The organism is Pantoea dispersa (assembly GCF_014155765.1).
Classification (GTDB): Bacteria; Pseudomonadota; Gammaproteobacteria; order Enterobacterales; family Enterobacteriaceae; genus Pantoea; species Pantoea dispersa.
Genome location: NZ_SCKT01000002.1, coordinates 215,424 through 235,893, shown reverse-complemented (window position 1 = coordinate 235,893; position 20,470 = coordinate 215,424). Strand labels below are relative to the sequence as shown.

Below are 20,470 nucleotides of genomic sequence, written 5' to 3'. Positions count from 1 at the left end.
CGCACCTTCCCCAAACCATGCACCTCAGCATCCCGCCGCAATATAATCCCCGTTGGCACTCACCGGCACCACGGTAAAAAACAGCACCAGCGCAAACATCACCAGCAATATCCCACCGGCGATCCGTACCGCTCTCAGCAGCGATGCCGCCTGCGGCGAGCGTTCTGCCAGCCACAGCTGTCCGGCGCGCTGACGGTAATGCTGCACAAACAGTGCCAGCGCCACCAGCGCCATGCCGGTACCGAGCGCCATACTCATCACCGCCAGCATGCCCCAGCGCGTAATGCCGATGACGCTGGCGAACAGCAGCACCGTCAGCGCACCGCTGCACGGCCGCACGCCGGTGGCAATAATAATACCCGCCCAGCTTTTCCAGTCGCTGCCGTGCCCAGCCGCGACGCCATGCGCGTGGCCGCAATGATCATGATGATGCTCCGCTGGCGGCCTGCGCCAGGCTTGCAGCAGCAGCATCACGCCCAGCCCGGCAATGAACACAGCGCTGGCTTTCTCCAGATACCAGCGGCTCAGGCTGAGATCGCCTGTGGTCAGGTTAAAACCAACCGCGAGGATAAAGACAAAGGCAATCGCGCTCAGGCCCTGCACCAGGCTGCCCAGCAGCGGCACGCTCAGCGCCACGCCGCGGGGGGGCTGATGGGTGGTCAGCCAGGTGGTAACGATAAATTTACCGTGTCCGGGACCCACCGCGTGCAGAATGCCGTAAATGAAGGTCACGGCCAGCAGCCACAGTCCGGCACTGTACTGGCCGCTATTGATTTGCAGTAAATGGGTAACCAGCAGCCGGTGCAGCTGAATCTGACTTTGCAGCGCCCATGCCTGAAACGCGCTCCAGTGCAACGACAGCAGCGTCAGCGCGCTCAGCAGCAGCACGCTCGCGCAGAGAAATCCGGTTTTGGTGGCGGTCATAGTAATGAAGAAAGTGGTCCTGAATGTCACCAGCATGCGGATTTCTGCCGCGTTGTAAAGCCACGGCGGTTAAACGGCAGCCGCTCTCCGCATCGTGACGCATTCCCCTGCCTTGTGCAGCTGACTATAATCTGCCGACAATTTCTCACGGATGCCTTTTATGTCTGCTGATTCTCCTTTGCTGGCGGTACAAGACGTCACGCTGGCCGTGCAGGGGCGCACCTTGCTGGCGCCGGTATCACTGCAGCTGTACGCAGGTGAAACGCTGTTGCTCACCGGCCCGTCCGGCAGCGGCAAAAGCACGTTGCTGAAAATTATTGCTTCACTGCTGGAGCCCGATAGCGGCCAGATCCTGTTTCAGCAGCGGGATATTCACTCGCTGAAAGTCGAACACTATCGCCAGCAGGTCTCCTACTGTTTCCAGACACCGCAACTGTTTGGTGACACGGTCTACGATAACCTGGCGCTGCCGTGGCAGCTGCGTCAGCAACAACCGTCGCGCGAGCAGCTGGAGGCGGCGTTGCGCAGTCTGCATTTATCCGGCGACCTGCTGGACAAAAACGTTGCCGGACTCTCTGGTGGTGAAAAGCAGCGGGTGGCTTTGCTGCGCAATCTGCAGTTTCTGCCACAGATATTGTTGCTGGACGAAGTGACCAGCGCACTGGACGAGCCCAATAAACAACGGGTTAACCAGCTGATTGCCGCGCTGGTGGCGGAAAAAGGGCTGGCGGTGATCCGTATCAGCCATGACGTACAGGAGATTGATGCCGCTAAGCGTATTCTGCGGCTGACCCCACCCGCAGCGGGAGAACAGCATGAATCAGCATAATATCAGCGACAGCTCGCTGCTGCTTTCACTCATGCTGGTGCTGGTGGCGCTGCTGATTAGCCAGAAAGAGAAGTTGGGGATGAGCAAAGACATTCTGTGGAGTGTCACGCGCGCCATTATCCAGCTGGTGATCGTCGGTTACGTGCTGAAGTCAATTTTCGATGTCAATAATGACTGGCTGACGCTACTGATGGTGCTGTTTATCTGCGTCAATGCAGCGCTGAATGCGCGCAAACGCAGCCGGCAGATCGATCATGGTTTTATCATCGCGCTGGTGGCGATTACCAGCGGTACGGCACTCACGCTAACGGTGCTGCTGCTGAGCGGCGCCATTGCCTTTGTTCCCATGCAGGTGATCCCCATTTCCGGCATGATTGCCGGTAACGCCATGGTCGCGGTCGGGCTGTGTTTCACCAACCTCAATCAGCGCTTTAGCGACAACCAGCAGAAAATCATGGAGATGCTCAGCCTGGGCGCGCCGATCAAACGCGCATCCGCCGGGCTGATGCGTGACAGTATTCGTGCCGCGATGATCCCCACCGTTGACGGCGCGAAAACGGTGGGGCTGGTAAGTCTGCCAGGCATGATGTCCGGGTTGATTTTTGCCGGGATCGATCCGGTAAAGGCCATCAAGTACCAGATCATGGTGACGTTTATGCTGATTGCCACCGCCAGCCTGTCGACCATCATCGCGGCGTATCTGTCCTACCGTCGTTTTTACACCGCGCGGGCGCAGCTCAAACCGTAGATCACGCCTGAAACCGCAGCGCCACGCCGCTGGCCTGTTCCGCGCTGACCATGATGGCGTCTGGCATTTCCTGCCAGCGACGATCAGCTAAAATCCGGGCAGGTTATCTGCGACATCAACTGCTGATAATGCTGATGCTTGCCCATCTTCAGCGCATCAGCCGCCTGCAGCAGCGCGTTGTGATTGCTCTTATCCGCCAGAAAGGTCTGCTTGATTTTTTCGTCGGCGATGGAGACCGGCACGCGGCAGTGAGTGCGCAGATCGTTGATCATGGTCTGCTGCCGCAGCGCCAGCGCCAGATTCTCATACGGCGATACCGCCAGCGCAGACGTGGCACTCAGGGTGAGCAGGGCGATCATGGCAGTGAAAAGTAATGTTTTCATTTTGCTTCTCCTTGATGAACGGAAACGGCGGCCGGGCACTGGGCGGGATCGAACACCGTACCCCAGTCCTGTTTCATATCGACAACGGTCCAGCCATAGTGCGCGGCCAGCCTGAGACCGTTAACCAGTTTGCCGCTGGCCGGCGGATGCGCATCGTAGGCGTATTCCCGCTGTGCATCGGTGTGACGCACCAGCAGGCCGAAGGTGCTGGCGGCAGGGTTGCCCGAGGTGTATTGCAGCATCGGCACATCGCCGTCGCTGTTGCCGAACGCTGCTACCGGGCGATGGCCCATGAACAGATGGATGGCCACCGGTTTGGCCGCTTCATCATCATAAAATGCACCATTCATGGTTTTCCGCAACTGCGTGCCGTTGTCGCTGAGTGAAAATTCCGCAAGGGAAAACGAGCCAACCACCTGCTCAGGTGGAATGCCGTACATCTGTTCCGCCAGCACGCGCATAAAATCGATGCCGCCGCCGGAGATAATCCAGGTGCGGAAACCGTGAGCGCGCAGATAATCCAGCAGCTGGCGCATCGGCAGATAGCCCATGCGATCGTAGCGGCAGCCAAAACGCGTATCCCGCTGCGTCGCCACCCAGTTCTGCACGCGCTGGGCAAACTCATCGGTGGTGATACCGCTGTGGGTCAGCGTCAGCAAATGCATCAGCCCCTTTTTCCCGCTGGCGGCAATAGCGGCCGTGTTGTTGCTGAGCACCGCCTGCACCAGCGCATCCTGCTGCCACTGCGGATGCTGCGGTGCCAGCCGTTTCACTTCATCGAGCGCAAACTGCAGCTGAAAGGTGAGCGGTGCTTCCGGCCATAGCGTGCCGTCATTATCGAACACCACGTAGCGCTGGTTAAGAGGAATAAAGTCAGCGCTGCCGGCGCGGGTGGTGTCATCCACCCACTGTGTAATGGCACGCTTTGCCGCACCCTCACGCCAGGCGGAGAGATCGTCAGCCTGACTGACGCTAGCGAGGCACAGCGTGAGGCCCGCCAGTATAGAAACAGTTTTCATCGGCGACTCCTGTGATGTGGAACGAGATCGGGCAGCGCATGAATACGCCACAGGCGGCTCCACGTATGGCCGGCAAACATCAGCGCCTGACGCAGTAAACGGCGGCCAGCCCACAGCACCGCGACGAGGAGAACCACGGTTGCGGCGAGCAGCAGCCACTGCCACCAGGGGCGTTCAGGCCCGGCACGCAGCACCTGTTCGCTGCCGGCCGTGCGCGCAGGCAGAATGTCATAGTGATGGGCGGGCAGCGTGGCGAGCTGCCATGTCTGTTGTCGGGTATCCCACCAGCGCAGCTGCACCGGCGGCAGCGTCAGGCTGCCGGCGCTGTCCGGCAGATAGCGCAGCCGCTCGCGTCGCTGGCTGCCAGTGATTTCACCGCGTCCGCTGGTCAGGACGCTAACCTCGGGCGTCAGCAGCTGGGTACTGGCACCGGGCAAATCGATCAGCACCGGTGGAATCTGTCCGGAGACCACACCACTGGCCTGCAGCGTAATCTGACGTTCCACCACGTCGCCTGCGTGTAGCGCATCGCCCTGCGCGGCACGATACAGTGTCACTTTTTCCTGCAGATGAAGCGTGGCGGCGGGCAGGAAGCGATCCGGCTGCTGCACACCCGGCGGCCAGCGCACATTTTTTTCCAGCGCTGGCAGCGTAACGGTCTGCGGCGGCTGGCCCGCGGATTGCAGGGTGATGTCCAGCGCCGGCAGCTGCAGTTTGCCCTGATCCCAGGCCATCAGCTGGCGCTCCATGCGGATGCCGCTCCAGCTGACACCGTCACGCTGACGCGATACCAGCTGATTGGGAATGGCCGCCGGCAACAGCGTGCCGTTGCTGACCGGGAAGTCAGGCCACTGTGGCGGCGGGTTAAACCAGCTATCGGTCCAGTAGGTTACCGCGACGCGCAGCGGCTGACCCGGCACCAAACGGTCATCGCCAACCAGCTCGCGCGTGATGTCCATCGCGGCGCGCGCGGGCCCGGTCAGCAGCAACAGGCAAATCAGCAGCGTTCTCATGGTGACTCCTGACGATAGAGATTTTCCAGCAGGCCACCGGGCGACAGGCTGAGATTGTCGTACCACTGACTGACCTGCGGTGCCGCGTGACCTGCAGGCTGCATGACCTGCTGCGCGACGCCCTGCTGTTTGTGCAGGTCTTTTTTGCTGCCGTCAGGATCGTAATCCTGCTCTTTTCCCTGTGCCGCCTGGCGATCGCGCTCCTGCTGACGAAGCTGCATCACAATGCGCGCGATGCTGGCGCGATTTTGCTGTGCCATTCGCCAGTCGGGACGCAGGCTCAGCGCCTGATCGTAATGCTGCAGCGCCTGCTGCCACTGTTTCTGCTGCGCCAGGCTGTTGCCCAGCCACAACAGCGATTCAGGCGTCACGGGTGCCTGACGAAAAGCGCCGCTGGCGGCGGAAAAATCACCGGCATAGTAGAGCGCAATGCCGCGGCGCAGCGGATCGACATAGTGCTGCGCCGCGCGCGCGTAATCCTGCCGTTGAAAGGCATGTTGCCCTTGCAGGTCGGGCGGGATAAACGCATCCAGCAGCGCGGCGGCCGCCGGCGGCGTTATCCCACCGAGCGGCAACACAATCAGCACGATCAGTATCTGACGACGCCACCACAGCAGCAGCAACAACATCGGCGCAATCAGCCAGTAGCCGCTGTTGTGCCACGGCAGATCCGCGCGACTGTTTTGCTGGGCGCTGAGGCTTTGCTGAATATGGCGTCTGATGGCAGGCAGATCGCTGTCATCGGGGGTGGCGAGCGTAACCGCCACGCCGTTGGCGCGTAGCTGCTGGAAGCGCGCCACGTTGAGGCGGGTATCAATAGCCTGACTGGCGCAAGCGGGCGGCAAGGGGCCGCCTGGCGCAGTGCCGGGCACCCACAGCTGCAGCGGCAGCGAGGTCTGGCCGAGCAACCGGGCATCCTCCTGGCGCAACGTATCGGCCACCAGCACAATGCTGCGCGGCGTGTCCGGCAGATTATCATCGGCCAGCCTGAGAGCGGCCGCCAGGCCATTGCCCTGACCGTCCGGCAGTAACGTTGGCTGCTGCGCCTGCAAGAACAGCGAGTAAAAGGCCGGATCGCTGGTCAGCGGCGTGGTCAGCCAGGCACCGCCGCGATACACCACAAGGCCAAAGTGGCTACCCGGCATCTGCTGCATCAGCTGAGCGATCTTATGCTGCATGCGCTGATGCCGGTCGGGCGGGAGATCCTGCGCCAGCATGCTGAGATCCTGTTGCAGAATCACCATCACGTTACTTTGCGGCGTAACGCCGCCCGGTAACGCCTTCTGCCATGACGGCCCTGCCAGCGCCAGCACGCCGAGCGCCAGCAGCCACGGTACGGGTGACAGCCGCTGCAGTCGCTTACCGGTAATCAGGGCGTGAAACGGCGCTGTCATAATGCGCTGCCAGGCGCTGCGCGGCGCGCGCAATAGCCACGCCAGTGCCAGACAAACCAGCAGCCCGGACAGCCACCACGGGTGCATAAAATGAAAGCCATTCATGCTGCACGCTCCCGCAGGCGCGCCAGCAACAACGTCGCGGTTAACAGCGTCAGCGCCGCGCCGAGCGGCCAGGCAAACAGCGGGCGCGTAAACGACAGACCGAGCGTCGCCACCTGCGCGGGCGTTTGGGCGTCAATGGTTTGCCAGACACGTTGTAGTGCGCTGCCTGAGGTAGCCGCCTGAAACGCGCTACCGCTGGTGATGCGGGCAATATCCTGCATCAGCGCGCTATCGACTTTGTCCTCGCCGCTGGCGTTAATATCGCCAAAGGCGATGGTATCAACCTGCACCTGATGCTCTGCTGCCAGCTGCGCAGCGAGGGCGGGCGGCAGCTGTGAAGCGGTATCGTTGCCGTCGGTAAGTAAAATCACCATGCGGCTGGCGTCCTGTTCCAGGCTGCTGTCCAGCAGTTTGACCGCCACCCCCAGCGCATCGCCGATGGCGGTTTGCTGGCCCACCATGCCGGGTGCCAGCTGGTTGATGCGCGCCAGCAGTGCCTGCTTATCGGCGCTGATCGGCGCAAATGGCCACGCCTGACTGGCAAAAATCACCAGCCCGATGCGATCGCGGGTTCGCTGCAGCACAAAATTGTGCACCGAGCGCTGCACCGCCTGCAGGCGAGTGGTGCCCGCGCCGGCGTCGTTTTTCGCCATCGAACCGGAAACATCCAGCACCAGCACCACATTGCGCATCGGCTTATGCTGTAGCTGCGGTGGCAACAGCAGCTCAGGGCGCGCCAGCGCGGCCAGTAACAGCAGCCACACCAGCCAGAACAGCAGCGTTTGAGGCCAGCGGCTGGCCGGTGGGGCATTCTCCAGACGCAACTCCCTCACCAGTTTCGGCAGGAACGGCACGCGCACCTCTTCGCTGACCGGCTGGCGTGGTGGTAGCAGAAAGCGCGTCAGCAGCGGCAGCGGCAGCAGGAGCCAGACCCACGGCCAGGCAAAATCGAAGCGGGTAAGCAGTTCAGACATCGGGCAGTGCCTCCAGCCAGCGCCGCAGCTGGCTGCGCAGGCGCTGCATTTCATCAGGCGACAGGCTATTGTCCGGCTGGCAGTAACCGTCAAGCAGCCGCTGATAGGTCGCGGCATCCAGCGGTAGCTCCTGCAGTAACTGGCTGAGGCTCAGTTCACTGACCTGAGCACGCGGCTGGTGCACCAGCCGCACCCGCTTAATCAGCCGCAGCCAGCTATCAATGCTGTTGTCGTGACGTAAAACCTGACGCGCTTCACGCCGCCAGCGATTGCGCCGCCAGCGCGCTGTGCGCCACAGCGCCAGCAGCACAAGCAGGGCCGCTAACGCGCCTGCCAGCCACCACCAGCCCGCAGGCAGCGGCAGCCAGGATATCGCGGGCGGCAGGTCAGGCTGCAGCAGTGGCGGAACGCTAAAGCCTTTTTCCAGCATGCTCGTCTCCCTGCGTCAGCTGACGCAATAACGGTTCACTCACCACAATGTGCTGCACGCGGATGCCGAGCCGCAGCAGTCGCGTCTGCTGCTGTGCCAGCCGGGCGGTGACCCGCTCGCTAATCTGCTGACGCAACGTGGGTGAAAGCGGCAGCGTAACGTGCTGATGCTGGTAATGCGCGGCGAGATAGCCCTGATGCGGAAGCCGCAGATGCAGATCGTCGAGCAGCACAAAGGCGGTGATATCACACCGGCGCGCCAGCGCCGCCAGCAGCGCGTCACTCTGAGCGTCAAGATCGTGGAAATCGCTGATCAGTGCCAGCCAGCTTCCGGCAGGCACCTGCGCCCGGATACGTTGCAGCACCTGATGGAGTGGCAGACTGCTGGCGGGCTCCTGCGGATAGCGCGCCGGCAGCTGATTATTCATTTGATGCAGGTCGTTCAGGCACGGCGCCAGGGCGAGTTTCGGCGAGCGGCAGCGCTGCAATCTCAGGGAATCATCGCTGAACACGGCGGCCCCGAGACGATCGCCATCGTGCCAGCTACGCCACGCCAGCAGCGCTGCCAGATGGGCGGCGGCGACCGATTTGGTGTGCCCGCGTGTGGCGAAATACATATCCAGGCGCTGATCGACCAGCAGAAATACCGGCCGCTCGCGCTCTTCGTTATACAAGCGCACCCAGGGTGTGCGCAGACGCGCGGTGGCCTGCCAGTCGATCAGCCGCACATCATCGCCCGGCTGATAGCGGCGCAGGCTGTCAAAATTGAGTCCGCGTCCCTGCTGACGCGACACGCGCTCGCCGGCCATCGCGCCGGGTGGCAGCTGAGCCGGCGGATTGCGCAGCTGCTGCGCTGCACCCGCCAGCGCCAGCAGGCCGGGCAGGGTGACGGCCAGTGCGGTATCCGTCATGCGACCACCGCATCCAGCAGCATGCGCACCACGTCATCGGCGGTCACCTGGTCGGCGCTGGCCTGATAACTCAGCAGCAGACGATGCCGCAGCACGGCCGGGGCAATGCGCTGAATATCGTCCGGCAACACCGCATCACGCCCTTCGAGCCACGCCTGCGCGCGCCCGGCGCGGTCCAGTGCCAGCGTGCCGCGCGGGCTGATACCCAGCGCCACATAACTGGCAAAGGTGTCGCTGACCTGCTGCGGCTGGCGCGTCATTTCCACCAGCGAGACGATGTAATCTTCCACCGTGGGCGCGACGTAAATGTCGGAGATGGCCTGCCAGCAGCAACCCATATCCGCCTGGCTGATTTTCACCGGCGGCGGCGCAGCGGCGCTGACGGCAGAGGTGTCCTGTTCGCGATATTTTGCCTGCTGTTCGGCGCGCACCAGCTGCATCACGCGCTGTTCATTCTCTTTCGAGGGATAGTGCACCAGCACTTTCATCAGGAAGCGATCCAGCTGCGCTTCCGGCAGAGGCCAGGTGCCTTCCTGATCAACCGGGTTTTGCGTCGCCAGCACCATAAATACGCCGGGCAGCGGCCAGCTGTTGCCCGCCACCGTGACATGACGCTCCTCCATGGCTTCCAGCAACGCCGACTGCACGCGGGCCGAGGCGCGGTTGATCTCATCGGCCAGAATCAGGTTGCCGAACACCGGGCCTGGCCGGAAACGAAACTGCTCCTCTTCACGCGTGGCGTGTTGCTGATAAATTTCGCTGCCGGTGATATCCGAGGGCAGCAGATCCGGTGTGAACTGAATACGGCTGAAGTCGCCTTCAATGTGGCGCGCCAGCTCACGCACGGCACGGGTTTTGGCCAGTCCGGGCAGTCCTTCCAGCAGAACGTGGCCGTCGCACAGCAGCGCGATAATCAGCATGCGCACCAGCTCTGGCTGACCCAGCACCTGCTGGTTCATGCTCGCTTCCAGGTCGAGAAACCGTTGCCGCAGGGTCATTGCGTCACTCCCTGTTTTTCCCGCTCAAGCAGCGTGGCGATACCTACCAGGATCGGCTGAGCATAGGAAAAAAACGCTTTGATGCCGGGACAGAGATAGTTAAGGCCGGGTTCACCCTCTGCGCTGCGCACGATGCGGTTTTTCGGGCATTCGCCCCAGCATAATTTGAGGTAAGGACAGCGTTTGCAGACGGCGGGCAGGGAGTCGCGTTTCCCGAGGCCAAACGCTTTTTGCCGTTCGGAAAACGCCAGGTGCGCCAGTTTAGTGTTGGCAATATTGCCCAGCTGATACTCCGGATAGACGTAGTGATCGCAGGCATAGATATCACCGTTTTTTTCAATGGCGAGGCCCTTGCCGCAGAACTCTGAGGTCACGCAGATCTGGCCCGGCAGGCCCAGGGTTTGCGCCACTGCCGTTTCAAACAGGTTAACCTGTACGCGGCCTAAATCATTGTTGACCCACTCTTCAAACACGGCGATGAGAAAGCATCCCCAGTCATCGGGATCAACCGACCAGTCGGTCACCACCGAGTCGAGATCGCCTGGCCGCGCGCGGCGGGAACCGCTCACCGGGATGCTGTCATCGCGCCAGAACTGCGGCGCGGTTTGGGTAAAATCGACCGGCTCGACGCAGGGATTGAATTGCAGATAGGTCGCGCCCAGTTCGCGCGTGAGAAAGCGGTACACCTGCAGCGGAAAGCGTGCATTGGTCCGGTTGACCGTGACCAGCGCGTTGAACGGTACGCCGTGGCGTTGCAGCGCCGCCACACCCGCCATCACTTTGTCGAAAGTCGGTTTACCGCTGCGTGTTACGCGATAGCGATCGTGCAACTCGCGCGGGCCATCAATCGACAGCCCGACCAGAAAGTGATGCTGCTTCAGAAAGCGCGCCCAGCTATCGTTCAGCAGGATGCCATTGGTTTGCAGATCATTCTCGATGCGTTGTCCTGGCTTCTGATACTTTTGCTGCAGCGCCACCACCTTTTCAAACCACGGCAACCCCATCAGCGTCGGTTCACCGCCTTGCCACGAGAACACCACCCGATCGCCATCCTGACTATCAATGTACTGGCGAATATAGTTCTCCAGCACTTCATCGGACATGCCGCTGTGATGATCCTGCTGCAGCAGCTGCTCTTTATGCAGGTAAAAACAGTAGTTGCAGTCGATATTGCAGCGCGAGCCGGTGGGTTTGGCCATTACGTGAAAGCGGCGTTTGTACGCCGGGCCGATGCCGTTGTATTTTTCCGCCGAGGGCAACGGGCGAACCGGCAGTGTGGTGCTGTATTTCATCAATGCCTCCGAATACCGGGCACGGCGTGCCCGGCTGTGAGTGATAACTCAGTTGGTGGCCGGGCTGCCTTCGTCAATCAGTTTCTGCACATCCGAAACGGTGAAAGAGCCGGGTTTCTGACGAGGCGGGAACTCTTTGAAGCTTTGCAGCATATCTGCGGCGTATTTCTGCGCGCCACCCAGCAGGAACAGACGGTCATAGAACCAGTGGTTGTAATCCATACCGCTGTCACCGCGCTCCAGCGGGTCGATCTCCAGGTCGAAGATCAGTGGCGTGCGCAGTTTAACGAACGGATATTTCCACAGGTCGAGGCCGGTGTGTTCCTGAATCATGAAATGCGCTTTCCAGCGACCGTAGCGCATCGCTAATAGATCGCCGTCATCGCTCCAGTAGAAGAACTCATTACGCTGGTCGGGCCCTTTGCCCTGCAGGAAATCCAGCTGGTTGTAACCGTCCAGATGCACTTTGTAGGTCATGGCGCTGGTCTTATAGCCTTTCAGCAGCTGCTGTTTGATATCCGGCACGCCCGCTGCGGCAACCAGCGTCGGGAACCAGTCGTTGCTGCCGAAAATATCGTTGATCATCGTGCCAGGCTTAATATGCCCCGGCCATTTGATCATCGCGGGTACGCGGAACCCGCCCTCCCAGCCGGTATTTTTCTCGCCACGGAATGGCGTCATGCCGGCATCAGGCCAGGTGGCGATCATCGGACCGTTGTCGGTGGTGTAAATCACGATGGTGTTATCTTCGATACCCAGATCTTTGATTTTCTTCAGCACCTCGCCGATCATTTTATCGTGCTCAACCATGCCGTCTGCGTAGTCGCCGAGGCCGGTCACGCCCTGATCCTGCGGTTTAATGTGCGTTTTGTTGTGCATGCGCGTGGTGTTGAACCAGGTAAAAAACGGTTTGCCCGCTTTGACCTGACGCTCCATGAAATCGTTGTTAGCGGCGAGGAACTCTTCATCCACCGTGCCCATACGTTTCACGTTCAGTGGCCCGGTATCTTCAACCTTGCCATCCGCGCTGGCTTTAATGACGCCGCGCGGACCAAACTGTTTACGGTACTCAGGATCTTTCGGATAGTCCGGGTTCTCGGGTTCTTCTTCGGCGTTCAGGTGATACAGATTGCCAAAGAACTCATCGAAGCCGTGTGCGGTAGGCAGGAATTCATTGCGATCGCCCAGATGGTTTTTACCAAACTGACCGGTGGCATAGCCGAGCTGCTTCAGGATCGAGGCAATGGTCGGATCTTCTTTCTGCAGACCCTGCGGCGCACCTGGCATACCGACTTTACTCATGCCGGTGCGGAACGGCATCTGCCCGGTGATAAACGACGAGCGTCCGGCGGTGGAGCTTTGCTCCGCGTAATACGAGGTGAATTTGGCGCCCTCGGCGGCAATACTGTCGATGTTGGGCGTTTTGTATCCCATGGTGCCCTGGTTATAGGAACTGATGTTCCAGTAGCCAATGTCATCGCCAAAAATCACCACGATGTTAGGCTTGCCCGAATTTTGCTCGGGCGCGGTAGAGGGCGTCGGGGATTGAGGAGCCGCATGGGCGCTCCAGGAACAGCAGGCCACAGATAGCATGGACGCTAATAGTGACTTGCTAAAAGGTAATCTGGACATTTCTGCACTCCGATAATTGTATTCCGACCAGGTCAGAATTTTTCCGACCGAATAAGTGCTGCGCAGACGGTTATTTCCTCCTTACCCTGAAAGGACGGCAGATGAATAAACGCATCTTTTTGATAGCTATTTCCCGGTGCGGAATGGCGGTGCTCAGTCAGTCTGATTATCTGTGATTTTAAATAGTTTTTATTAAAGCGTGGCCCGCTGCACGCAGGCTGCGTGCAGGCGAAAAATATGCGGTGTGCGAGAGGGTATAAGTAACCAAGGTATAAAAATGCAAAAAATGAGCAGGCTGTGTATCTGGTTATGTAGCAACCATAGCGGCTCATAACTGGAATGCCAAGTGCTATTTTAAAAATGTGAGCGGCAGAGTGATTTTTTTCTGCTGTATCGCACTGCTGCGCATTTCGGCTAAGGTATTTCTTATTTTAAATAAGCTGAATATTACTTAACCTATTGTAATATATAAATTATTTTTCTGTTGACTGAAAGTGGCTGGTTATTTTTTACGAGGCGGGTCATATTTTTTAGCGTTCAGGTTTGCGTTATTTTTATGGCTCACCTAAGCCTTAAAAGGCCATCCGGAACGGGATGGAATCAATTAATCTGGGGTGATTTATGAAAAAAATTACGGTAGCAATAATGTCATTGCTGGTGGCGTCAACTTTCTCTTTATCGGCTCTGGCAGCGCAGGAGATTACTAAAGAAGAGGCTAAGCAGTATCAGGAAGTTGGTAAGGTTAGTACCAATAATGAATACAGTTCACCGGCAGAGGCCATGGCTGAAATCTCGAAAAAGGCCGATGAGATGGGGGGTAAATATTTTGTGATCACCTCCGGTAAAGAAGGTAAGAAAATACAGGGTACGGCAACAGTGTATAAATAATAAATTATACGCTGCAAATCAGGCGTCATAGTCATTGCAACAGGCCGTTTTAATAACGGCCTGTTGTCGTGTTTCTATTTCTACAGTAAGCAATGAGATTAAGATCTGGTTCGCTTGCCAGGTCGTCAGCAGGCAATCTACTCCGACAATACTTTCATAGCTGAAACCTTAGCGCCACGCCGCTGGCCTGTTCCGCGCTGACCACGATGGCGTCTGGCTCTTCGCGGAAAGGCACATCGCCCAGCAGCAGGCTGGCTTTCACCCTGCGTAAGTCGCTGCTGCGCAGCGTCAGCGCGGCCATACGCGCACTGCCGTCATAATCGGGCGGCAGGCCGGTAAAGCGCTGCGTCACATAGTGCGCAGCGGCAAAGCGCACGGTGGCCACGCCCGCTTTCAGCACAAACGCGCCCTGCTGACAGGCGGTGAGATTATCAGCACCAAATAAACGACTGTAGGGCAGCGCGGCGGCTGCCGGATCCTGGGCCACCACCACAAACTCAATAATGTCGGTCACCGCGTTGGGATGCTGCTGCCACACTGGCTGCCAGACCGCCTGCGGTGTCTCATGCTGGCAGAAAAAACTGCGTCCGTTTGGCACCAGGGCGGGGCGCAGGCGAACGGTGCGAAAACGCGCCTGCTGTGCGCTGCCATCCGGCAACTGCACCGGCCGGTAAAAACTGGCGGCGGGATCGCCATCAATATCCTGACTTTCCAGATAGCGCCACACCGCATCGGCATCGCCGGTTTTCCATGCCAGACCGCTCAGGCCCGCCGGTGCCTGCCAGATATCCTGACGCTGGTGCGCACGCCCGGCTTCATAGCCCAGCAGTTCCAGATAATTATCACCAAACACCGCCAGATGATTACTGGAGCCAAGCGAATGATGGCCGCGTGGCGTGAGCTGGAAACCGAGCCGGCGATACAACGCGCTGGCGTCATCCAGCCGATCGGCAACATTGATCACTGCATGATCGAGCTGTGGAACGGGTACCGGTATCGCCATTATCTGCCTCCTGGTTCGCATCATTACGATGACCGCGGTGTCGCGCTGCGTTCGGCTTCGCGTTGCGGTTGCCAGGCGAGCTGCGCTTCGGCGCCGAACGCCCGGGCAATATGGCTGACCAGCGTCGCGGCCTGCGCCGATGATCGCTGGCGCGCGCTGGCATCCTCGCTGTGCAGCACGCCTTCCACGACGACCTCTGGCGGCAGCACGTTCCAGCTGTTGCCACCCTGAAAGCGGGTGACATCCAGGCCGGCGGCCGCCAGCGCGCTGACGATGTGGCTGCCGGTAACGATACTGTCGATGCCCTCATGCGGACGTGCAGCGTGAGCGCCTTTGCCGTGAATGGTGATATGAAAATGGTCAGTAAACGCTGCCTGTGTGGCAGATAACGTGTGTGTCATGGTCATCCCTGCGGCTGTTCAGGTAAGAAAGGTTCGCCCAGCGTTAGCATCAGGCGGTTGGCCCAGGCAAAAAATGCGGCGGACTGGATCAGGTCCAGCAGCTGCAGCGTATCCAGTCCGTGCTCGCGCAGCGCCTGCAGCTGGGTCTGGCTGCTGGCGACCGGGGTTAGCGATAAGGTGGCGACAAAATCGATAATCGCCGCCCAGCGCGCGGACTGGCCGTGTGCCAGCTCGGCGCCTGGCGCGACATTCAGGAGTTTTTGCACCGCAGTCTCATCTTTTGACAGCTGACTGGCTTTGCGGGCATGCACGGACGCGCAGTAAATGCAGCCGTTGACTTTACTCACCACCGTGGCCGCCAGTTCACGCTCGGCGCGAGGTAAACCGCCCGGCGTATAAAAAATGCCTTTATCCGTCAGCGTGCGTTGTTCCAGCAGCGGCAGATTGCGCGCCAGCAGACGGAAATAGTCGGACTCGCTATGACCGTTTTTTGCCAGCGTCGCCTGTTCTTCCGCCGTAAACTCGCTGAGCGGTTTGGCTGCCAGCCACGGCTCCCAGCCCAGCTCCTGCTGGGTAAACGCGGTGAGCGCAGTCTGACCGCTGGCCGTGAGCGGGGCGCTATGCCATTTGCCGGCCACCGCATGGGGCTGCGCGCGCGATGCTTCACCGCTCAGCAGGCGCAGGCCGGTCAGCAGGCGACTCTGAAAGCTGACAAATCCCACCAGCTGCGCCAGCGTGACGATGCCGCGCGGCGTCCAGCCGGCATGGCGCAGCGTGGTCAGTTGTTGCGGTGTGGCGTCGACCGGATGCAGGCTCAGCAGTTCAGCAAAGGCGCGACCGGCGGCAAAGCGCGTATCTGTCGGGGTTTCGCTGGATTGCTGCTGATAGTGTGCCTGCAATGATGTGACGCCGTGCCAGCCCGCGACCTGCCCGGCGAGCGCGTAACGCTGCGCCAGCGGGAAATCGTCGTCATCCTGGCCAAACAGCACCTCATAGCTGCCCTGGGCGTGTCGGGTCGCGGCCTGACGCACGCTGCGCGCCTCTGCCAGTTGCGCCGCCGGGTCGATATCGGCCAGCGCCGCCAGTAAATCTGTAGCCTGAGACATGATTTTCTCCTGTTAAGCGGTCCCCAGCGCACGCAGCGTGGGGGCAATATGTTCAGCAATTAACGCCACCGAACGCAGCGTATCGGCGTGCGGCGGATCGATAGAGTGCACCTGGAAGGTGATGTCGGTGGCGCGCGTCAGCGTGCTGTCGGCCAGCAGCGAAGCCAGCACCGCGTCCGCATCGCCGATATGTGCATCGAGCTGGCGCGCGTGGCTCTCCAGCGTGCTGCCGGTGATGTCGTGGCCCGCCTTGCGAAACTGCTCTGCCTGGCGCTGCAGACCGGGCGCGGCAAGGCGGCGCGCGTAGTCGTTCGAGTCGGCAACAAACACGGTGCGTGAAGCCAGGATGCGGGGCGCCACGCCCGACGGCAGCGCCGCGAGATAAGCATCGATCATCGGGTTTTGCAGCTGCTGCAGCGACAGGTCCGGCTGACCCGCCGGCCGCGGCTGGGTGCGCGATAACATCAGCCCGTGACCGGCCTGGCCGGCACGCGTCGCGCCTGCAACGGAAAAGGTGGCGATCCACACGCGCTGCGCCAGCTCCGGAGCCGGCGGATAGAGATGATTGTCCGGATGGGCCAGCGTGTCGCCGCGCCACGCGCTGAGCAGCGTATGCAACTGGTCGGCAAACACGCCAGCGCGCTGTTCGCTGGTCAGGCCAAACGGCAAAAATGAGGTTGGCGTGCCGCCGGAGCCGAGCCCCACCTCCAGTCGTCCGTCGCTCAGCAGGTCCAGCACCGCCGCGTCTTCGGCCACGCGCAGGGCATTTTCCAGCGGCAGGGTGATGATGCCGGTGCCGAGGCGGATATGACGGGTGTGCGCGGCCACGTGAGCAAGAAACACCAGCGGTGAGGGCAGCCCGCCTTCCTTTTCATGAAAGTGGTGCTGCGCGATCCAGGCACTGTCAAATCCGCAGCGTTCAGCGTGCTGAATTTGTTCCGTCGCCAGCCGGTAGCGCTGTTGCGCTGTGGTGTCGTCGAGCAGGCGGGTAAAAAAACCGATGCGTTTGCGCGTCATGCAGACTCCTTAATCAGCGGACGGAAAACCGGAATGGCGTCAATCAACGCGCGGGTGTAAGGGTGCTGCGGCGCATTGAACAGTGTGACGGTGTCACCTTGTTCAACCACTTCGCCTGCGCGTAGCACGGTAACGCTGTGTGCCAGTCGTCGTACGGTGGCCAAATCGTGGGTGATAAACAGATAGGTGAGGCCCAGCTCGCGCTGTAACTGTTGCAGCAATTGCAGAATCTGCGCCTGCACCGTGACGTCCAGCGCTGACGTCGCCTCATCCAGCACCAGGATCGCCGGTTGCGGGATCAACGCCCGTGCGATGGCGACGCGCTGACGCTGGCCGCCGGACAGCTCGCGCGGCTTGCGCGTCAGCGGATCCAGCGGCAGTGCCACCCGCTGCGCCACCTCGTGCACCCGCTGCTGGCGTGCGGCGGCGCTGAGCGAGCCAAAGTTGCGCAGCGGTTCTTCAATGATGTTAAACAGCGTCTGGCGCGGATCGAGCGAGGCGAACGGATTCTGGTAAACAAACTGGATTTTGCGCCGCAGCTGACGCAGCGCTTCGCCGCGCAGGCTGCTGGCATCAATGCCGTCGATCACCACTTTGCCGCGATCGGCGCGTTCAAAGCCAAGCAGAATGCGCGCCAGCGTGGTTTTGCCGGAGCCGGATTCACCCACCAGCGCGTGCGTCGTGCCGCGTGGCACCGTCAGGCTGACCGCTTTCGCCACCGTCAGCGTCTGCTGCCTGCCAAGCGCAAACTGTTTATCGATGGCGTTGAGCTGAATCGCCGGTGTGGAAAAACGGGCTGCGGACGGATAAGGCAGAGCGGCAGCATCGGGCACCGCGTCCTGTAACAGCTGGCGGGTGTAAGGATGCTGTGGCGCGCTGACCAGCGTCGCTGCGCTTCCCTGTTCCTGGATCTCGCCGTGACGAAACACCAGCAGACGGTCAGCGCGTTCCGCGGCCAGCGCCAGGTCGTGGGTGACAAACAGCACGGCGGTGGCGAACTCACGGCGTAGCTGGTCGAGCAGATCGAGAATGCGCTTTTGCACCGTGACATCGAGCGCGCTGGTTGGCTCATCGGCGATGATCAACTGTGGTTGCAGGGCGAGCGCGATGGCAATCAGCACGCGCTGCTTCATCCCGCCAGAGAGCTGATGCGGATATTGATGCAGGCGCTGCTCCGGATGGCTCAGCCCAACTTTTTGCAGCAGTTCCAGTACGCGCTGCTGGCGCGCGGTCCGGCTAAGCTTCTGATGCAGCTGCAGGATCTCGCCAACCTGATCGCCAATGCTCTTCACCGGATTAAGCGAATTACCGGGATCCTGCGGCACCAGGCTGATATGCACGCCGCGCACGCTGTCCATGCGCCGGGATGACCAGCCGGCGATATCGGTGCCGTTCAGCAAAATTTTACCGCTATCGCGCCGGGTATTGTCCGCCAGCAGACCGATAATCGCCTGGGCCGTGGTGGTTTTGCCTGAGCCGGATTCACCGACCAGCGCCACCATTTCGCCCGGCTGCAGGGTAAAGCTCACGTTATGCACCACTTCGCGCCACACGCCGCGCTGGCGATAGCTGAGACTGAGGTTTTCCACATTTAATAGCGCTGTCATGCGTCACCTCCTGCCAGCTGACGGCTGACGCGATTCGCCGCCAGCACCACGGCGACCACCACCACGCCGGGAAAGGTAGTCAGCCACCACGCGGTAGCCAGATAGTTGCGGCCTTCGGCGATCAGCAAACCCCATTCGGGGGTCGGTGGCGGCGTGCCATAGCCGAGAAAGCTGAGGGTTGAGAGCGCCAGAATGGCCTGACCAAACTGCAGCGCGGCGAAGGCAATCACCGCGGTCAGCGAGTTCGGGACAATGTGGCGCCACAGTACCTGCCAGAAACGGCCGCCACTGCCATAAGCCGCTTCCACATATTCACTGCGGCGTACCCGCACCACTTCGCCGCGCGCCAGCCGGGCAAAACTGGCAATCGAGGCGATGCCCACCGCCAGCGCAGCGTGCACGGTGCCAAAACCCAGCAGGATCAGCAGGCTTAATGACAGCAGCAGCGCCGGGATTGAAAGCAGCACATCAACCAGTCGCATCAGTGCCTGTTCACCGCGGCCGCCCACGGCCCCGGCCAGGACGCCCAGCGCGGTTCCGCCAGTGAGCCCCATCGCCACCGCTGCGACCGCCGCAGAGAGCGACTGCGAGGCGCCATAGACGATGCGCGCCAGCAGGTCGCGTCCGAGTTGATCGGTGCCGAGCCAGTGCGCACTGTGCGGCGCTAAGCGCTGCGCGCCGGCAATGCCTTCGGTCGGGCTATAGTGGGTAAACAGCTGCGGTGCCACGGCCGCCACAAACGCCAGCGCCAGCACCGTCCATGCCAGCCACAAGCCGGGCTGCAGGCGGCGGGCACGATCGCGCCGCAAGGCCGGCTGTCCCTGACGCGCGGTAGAGTAATCGACCAGACTCATGAATTTCCTCCGGCTACGGTTTGCAGACGTGGGTCGAACAGCGGCATCAGCAGATCGACCAGCAGGTTGATCAGTACAAACGCCAGTGCGGAGATCATTACTACCGCCTGTAACACCGCCACATCCTGATTGTTGACCGCCTGCTGGGTCAGCTGGCCGATGCCGCTTAAGCCGAACACGGTTTCGGTAATCAGCGCGCCCGCGATCAGTTCCCCCAGTAGCAAACCGGCCACATTGAGCACCGGCAGCAGCGCGTTGCGCATGATATGGCGCCACAGCACGTGTGGTGCGCTGGCACCTTTGGCGCGGGCCACGGCGACAAACGGCTGAGTAGCAACCTGATCGATGCTGCGCAGCAGAATCTGGGCCAGCGGGGCGGAGATGGGCACGGCGACGGTCAGCACCGGCAGAATCAGTCCCTGCAGGGGCGATGGGTTGATCACCGGGATCCAGCGCAGTTGAAAGGAGAACAGCTGAATCAGCGCGATGCCAAGCCAGAACGTCGGCAGCGAAATAAACAGTGCCGGCAGCGACTGCAATAGCGTACGCAGCAGGCGCAGCGCAGGCAGTCGCGCCAGCGCCGCCAGTGCGAAGGCCACCACGCAGGCAACGGCAAATCCCGCCAGCGCCAGCTGCAGCGTGGCGGGCAGATTGCTGCGCAGCAGATCGCTGACCGGCACACCTGCCTGCACCGAGTAGCCAAAGTCACCGCGCAGCATCGCCAGCAGCGTATGCAGATACTGCTGCCAGATCGGGCTATCGGCACCGTAGGCCTGCCGCATCTCTGCAATTTGCTGCGGGCTGAGACCCAGATCCGGATTCTGGAACTTGATCAGCACCGCATCGCCCGGCAGCACCTGCAGCAGCAGAAACGACAGGGTAAACGCCGCCCATAACACCAGCAGGCTTTGTCCCGCTCTATGCAGCAGTGCGTGTCGCATCA

At 60.8% G+C, this 20,470-nt stretch carries 21 protein-coding genes; 3 read left to right on the top strand and 18 right to left on the bottom strand.

Translation table 11 applies throughout. The features are described 5' to 3' along the window. Nucleotides 1-24: 24 nt before the first annotated feature. Nucleotides 25-924, bottom strand: a complete 900-nt coding sequence (locus H7K56_RS07780) for a nickel/cobalt transporter (RefSeq protein WP_031279999.1) — start codon at nt 922-924, stop codon at nt 25-27. 160 nt (nt 925-1,084) lie between these two features. Between H7K56_RS07780 and fetA the strand changes: the two genes are divergently transcribed. After that, nucleotides 1,085-1,753 carry an iron efflux ABC transporter ATP-binding subunit FetA gene (gene fetA / locus H7K56_RS07775; RefSeq protein WP_150360021.1) on the top strand — a complete coding sequence of 223 codons (669 nt, stop codon included), beginning with the start codon at nt 1,085-1,087 and terminating at the stop codon, nt 1,751-1,753. Further along, on the top strand, nt 1,740-2,501 hold the full coding sequence (gene fetB, locus H7K56_RS07770) for an iron efflux ABC transporter permease subunit FetB (protein WP_058775936.1): 762 nt from the start codon (nt 1,740-1,742) through the stop codon (nt 2,499-2,501). Before fetA ends, fetB begins: the two co-directional genes overlap by 14 nt. A gap of 83 nt (nt 2,502-2,584) precedes the next feature. On the opposite strand, the gene H7K56_RS07765 is transcribed toward fetB, so the two are convergent. From H7K56_RS07765 to H7K56_RS07720, 10 genes are read right to left on the bottom strand one after another with little or no spacing between them, the layout of a single operon-like run. Further along, nucleotides 2,585-2,884: a YicS family protein gene (locus H7K56_RS07765; RefSeq protein ID WP_150360020.1), complete on the bottom strand. Its 300-nt coding sequence runs from the start codon at nt 2,882-2,884 to the stop codon at nt 2,585-2,587. Further along, nucleotides 2,881-3,903 carry an HAD family hydrolase gene (locus H7K56_RS07760; RefSeq protein ID WP_150360019.1) on the bottom strand — a complete coding sequence of 341 codons (1,023 nt, stop codon included), beginning with the start codon at nt 3,901-3,903 and terminating at the stop codon, nt 2,881-2,883. Before H7K56_RS07760 ends, H7K56_RS07765 begins: the two co-directional genes overlap by 4 nt. Next, complete coding sequence (locus tag H7K56_RS07755) at nt 3,900-4,916, bottom strand: BatD family protein (protein WP_182688985.1); 1,017 nt, start codon at nt 4,914-4,916, stop codon at nt 3,900-3,902. Before H7K56_RS07755 ends, H7K56_RS07760 begins: the two co-directional genes overlap by 4 nt. After that, entirely contained in the window at nt 4,913-6,415 is a 1,503-nt protein-coding gene (locus H7K56_RS07750; protein ID WP_150360017.1) for a VWA domain-containing protein, read from the bottom strand. The genes H7K56_RS07755 and H7K56_RS07750 overlap by 4 nt, the downstream gene beginning before the upstream one ends. Continuing rightward, nucleotides 6,412-7,389 (bottom strand): VWA domain-containing protein, encoded by a 978-nt coding sequence (locus tag H7K56_RS07745; protein WP_150360016.1) that lies wholly within the window; start codon nt 7,387-7,389, stop codon nt 6,412-6,414. The genes H7K56_RS07750 and H7K56_RS07745 overlap by 4 nt, the downstream gene beginning before the upstream one ends. Next, nucleotides 7,382-7,819: a DUF4381 family protein gene (locus tag H7K56_RS07740; protein WP_150058955.1), complete on the bottom strand. Its 438-nt coding sequence runs from the start codon at nt 7,817-7,819 to the stop codon at nt 7,382-7,384. The genes H7K56_RS07745 and H7K56_RS07740 overlap by 8 nt, the downstream gene beginning before the upstream one ends. Continuing rightward, nucleotides 7,800-8,729, bottom strand: coding sequence for a DUF58 domain-containing protein (locus tag H7K56_RS07735; RefSeq protein ID WP_182688984.1), 930 nt, complete (start codon nt 8,727-8,729; stop codon nt 7,800-7,802). Before H7K56_RS07735 ends, H7K56_RS07740 begins: the two co-directional genes overlap by 20 nt. Beyond that, nucleotides 8,726-9,727 carry an AAA family ATPase gene (locus tag H7K56_RS07730; RefSeq protein ID WP_059012126.1) on the bottom strand — a complete coding sequence of 334 codons (1,002 nt, stop codon included), beginning with the start codon at nt 9,725-9,727 and terminating at the stop codon, nt 8,726-8,728. The genes H7K56_RS07735 and H7K56_RS07730 overlap by 4 nt, the downstream gene beginning before the upstream one ends. Beyond that, on the bottom strand, nt 9,724-11,019 hold the full coding sequence (locus tag H7K56_RS07725; RefSeq protein ID WP_150360329.1) for an anaerobic sulfatase maturase: 1,296 nt from the start codon (nt 11,017-11,019) through the stop codon (nt 9,724-9,726). Before H7K56_RS07725 ends, H7K56_RS07730 begins: the two co-directional genes overlap by 4 nt. A 48-nt stretch (nt 11,020-11,067) precedes the next feature. Beyond that, entirely contained in the window at nt 11,068-12,651 is a 1,584-nt protein-coding gene (locus H7K56_RS07720) for an arylsulfatase (RefSeq protein ID WP_150360328.1), read from the bottom strand. A 621-nt stretch (nt 12,652-13,272) separates the two neighbouring features. On the opposite strand from H7K56_RS07720, the gene H7K56_RS07715 reads away from it, so the two are divergent. After that, nucleotides 13,273-13,539 (top strand): YdgH/BhsA/McbA-like domain containing protein, encoded by a 267-nt coding sequence (locus H7K56_RS07715; protein WP_058770242.1) that lies wholly within the window; start codon nt 13,273-13,275, stop codon nt 13,537-13,539. A gap of 154 nt (nt 13,540-13,693) precedes the next feature. Here H7K56_RS07715 and H7K56_RS07710 read toward each other — a convergent pair whose 3' ends face one another. The 7 genes from H7K56_RS07710 to H7K56_RS07680 are packed head-to-tail and all read right to left on the bottom strand — an operon-like array spanning nt 13,694 to nt 20,468. Continuing rightward, on the bottom strand, nt 13,694-14,542 hold the full coding sequence (locus H7K56_RS07710) for a VOC family protein (RefSeq protein ID WP_150360327.1): 849 nt from the start codon (nt 14,540-14,542) through the stop codon (nt 13,694-13,696). A 23-nt stretch (nt 14,543-14,565) separates the two neighbouring features. Further along, entirely contained in the window at nt 14,566-14,943 is a 378-nt protein-coding gene (locus H7K56_RS07705; RefSeq protein ID WP_058775934.1) for a peptidase dimerization domain-containing protein, read from the bottom strand. Nucleotides 14,944-14,945: 2 nt separating this feature from the next. Next, nucleotides 14,946-16,049 carry an alkylhydroperoxidase domain protein gene (locus H7K56_RS07700; protein WP_150360326.1) on the bottom strand — a complete coding sequence of 368 codons (1,104 nt, stop codon included), beginning with the start codon at nt 16,047-16,049 and terminating at the stop codon, nt 14,946-14,948. 12 nt (nt 16,050-16,061) lie between these two features. After that, nucleotides 16,062-17,066 (bottom strand): putative FMN-dependent luciferase-like monooxygenase, encoded by a 1,005-nt coding sequence (locus H7K56_RS07695; RefSeq protein WP_150360325.1) that lies wholly within the window; start codon nt 17,064-17,066, stop codon nt 16,062-16,064. Next, the gene (locus H7K56_RS07690) at nt 17,063-18,673 is read right to left on the bottom strand and encodes a dipeptide ABC transporter ATP-binding protein (RefSeq protein WP_150360324.1); all 1,611 of its coding nucleotides are present in this window, start codon (nt 18,671-18,673) and stop codon (nt 17,063-17,065) included. The genes H7K56_RS07695 and H7K56_RS07690 overlap by 4 nt, the downstream gene beginning before the upstream one ends. Then, a complete protein-coding gene (locus H7K56_RS07685) occupies nt 18,670-19,527 on the bottom strand; it encodes an ABC transporter permease (RefSeq protein ID WP_150360323.1) in 858 nt (285 codons plus the stop codon). The genes H7K56_RS07690 and H7K56_RS07685 overlap by 4 nt, the downstream gene beginning before the upstream one ends. Continuing rightward, the gene (locus H7K56_RS07680) at nt 19,524-20,468 is read right to left on the bottom strand and encodes an ABC transporter permease (protein ID WP_182688999.1); all 945 of its coding nucleotides are present in this window, start codon (nt 20,466-20,468) and stop codon (nt 19,524-19,526) included. The genes H7K56_RS07685 and H7K56_RS07680 overlap by 4 nt, the downstream gene beginning before the upstream one ends. Nucleotides 20,469-20,470: the final 2 nt, after the last annotated feature.

Coding starts and splice junctions, on each gene's coding strand:
- H7K56_RS07780 (WP_031279999.1), bottom strand. CDS start 924: ATGACCGCCACCAAAACCGGATTTCTCTGCGCGAGCGTGCTGCTGCTG.
- fetA (WP_150360021.1), top strand. CDS start 1,085: ATGTCTGCTGATTCTCCTTTGCTGGCGGTACAAGACGTCACGCTGGCC.
- fetB (WP_058775936.1), top strand. CDS start 1,740: ATGAATCAGCATAATATCAGCGACAGCTCGCTGCTGCTTTCACTCATG.
- H7K56_RS07765 (WP_150360020.1), bottom strand. CDS start 2,884: ATGAAAACATTACTTTTCACTGCCATGATCGCCCTGCTCACCCTGAGT.
- H7K56_RS07760 (WP_150360019.1), bottom strand. CDS start 3,903: ATGAAAACTGTTTCTATACTGGCGGGCCTCACGCTGTGCCTCGCTAGC.
- H7K56_RS07755 (WP_182688985.1), bottom strand. CDS start 4,916: ATGAGAACGCTGCTGATTTGCCTGTTGCTGCTGACCGGGCCCGCGCGC.
- H7K56_RS07750 (WP_150360017.1), bottom strand. CDS start 6,415: ATGAATGGCTTTCATTTTATGCACCCGTGGTGGCTGTCCGGGCTGCTG.
- H7K56_RS07745 (WP_150360016.1), bottom strand. CDS start 7,389: ATGTCTGAACTGCTTACCCGCTTCGATTTTGCCTGGCCGTGGGTCTGG.
- H7K56_RS07740 (WP_150058955.1), bottom strand. CDS start 7,819: ATGCTGGAAAAAGGCTTTAGCGTTCCGCCACTGCTGCAGCCTGACCTG.
- H7K56_RS07735 (WP_182688984.1), bottom strand. CDS start 8,729: ATGACGGATACCGCACTGGCCGTCACCCTGCCCGGCCTGCTGGCGCTG.
- H7K56_RS07730 (WP_059012126.1), bottom strand. CDS start 9,727: ATGACCCTGCGGCAACGGTTTCTCGACCTGGAAGCGAGCATGAACCAG.
- H7K56_RS07725 (WP_150360329.1), bottom strand. CDS start 11,019: ATGAAATACAGCACCACACTGCCGGTTCGCCCGTTGCCCTCGGCGGAA.
- H7K56_RS07720 (WP_150360328.1), bottom strand. CDS start 12,651: ATGTCCAGATTACCTTTTAGCAAGTCACTATTAGCGTCCATGCTATCT.
- H7K56_RS07715 (WP_058770242.1), top strand. CDS start 13,273: ATGAAAAAAATTACGGTAGCAATAATGTCATTGCTGGTGGCGTCAACT.
- H7K56_RS07710 (WP_150360327.1), bottom strand. CDS start 14,542: ATGGCGATACCGGTACCCGTTCCACAGCTCGATCATGCAGTGATCAAT.
- H7K56_RS07705 (WP_058775934.1), bottom strand. CDS start 14,943: ATGACACACACGTTATCTGCCACACAGGCAGCGTTTACTGACCATTTT.
- H7K56_RS07700 (WP_150360326.1), bottom strand. CDS start 16,049: ATGTCTCAGGCTACAGATTTACTGGCGGCGCTGGCCGATATCGACCCG.
- H7K56_RS07695 (WP_150360325.1), bottom strand. CDS start 17,066: ATGACGCGCAAACGCATCGGTTTTTTTACCCGCCTGCTCGACGACACC.
- H7K56_RS07690 (WP_150360324.1), bottom strand. CDS start 18,673: ATGACAGCGCTATTAAATGTGGAAAACCTCAGTCTCAGCTATCGCCAG.
- H7K56_RS07685 (WP_150360323.1), bottom strand. CDS start 19,527: ATGAGTCTGGTCGATTACTCTACCGCGCGTCAGGGACAGCCGGCCTTG.
- H7K56_RS07680 (WP_182688999.1), bottom strand. CDS start 20,468: ATGCGACACGCACTGCTGCATAGAGCGGGACAAAGCCTGCTGGTGTTA.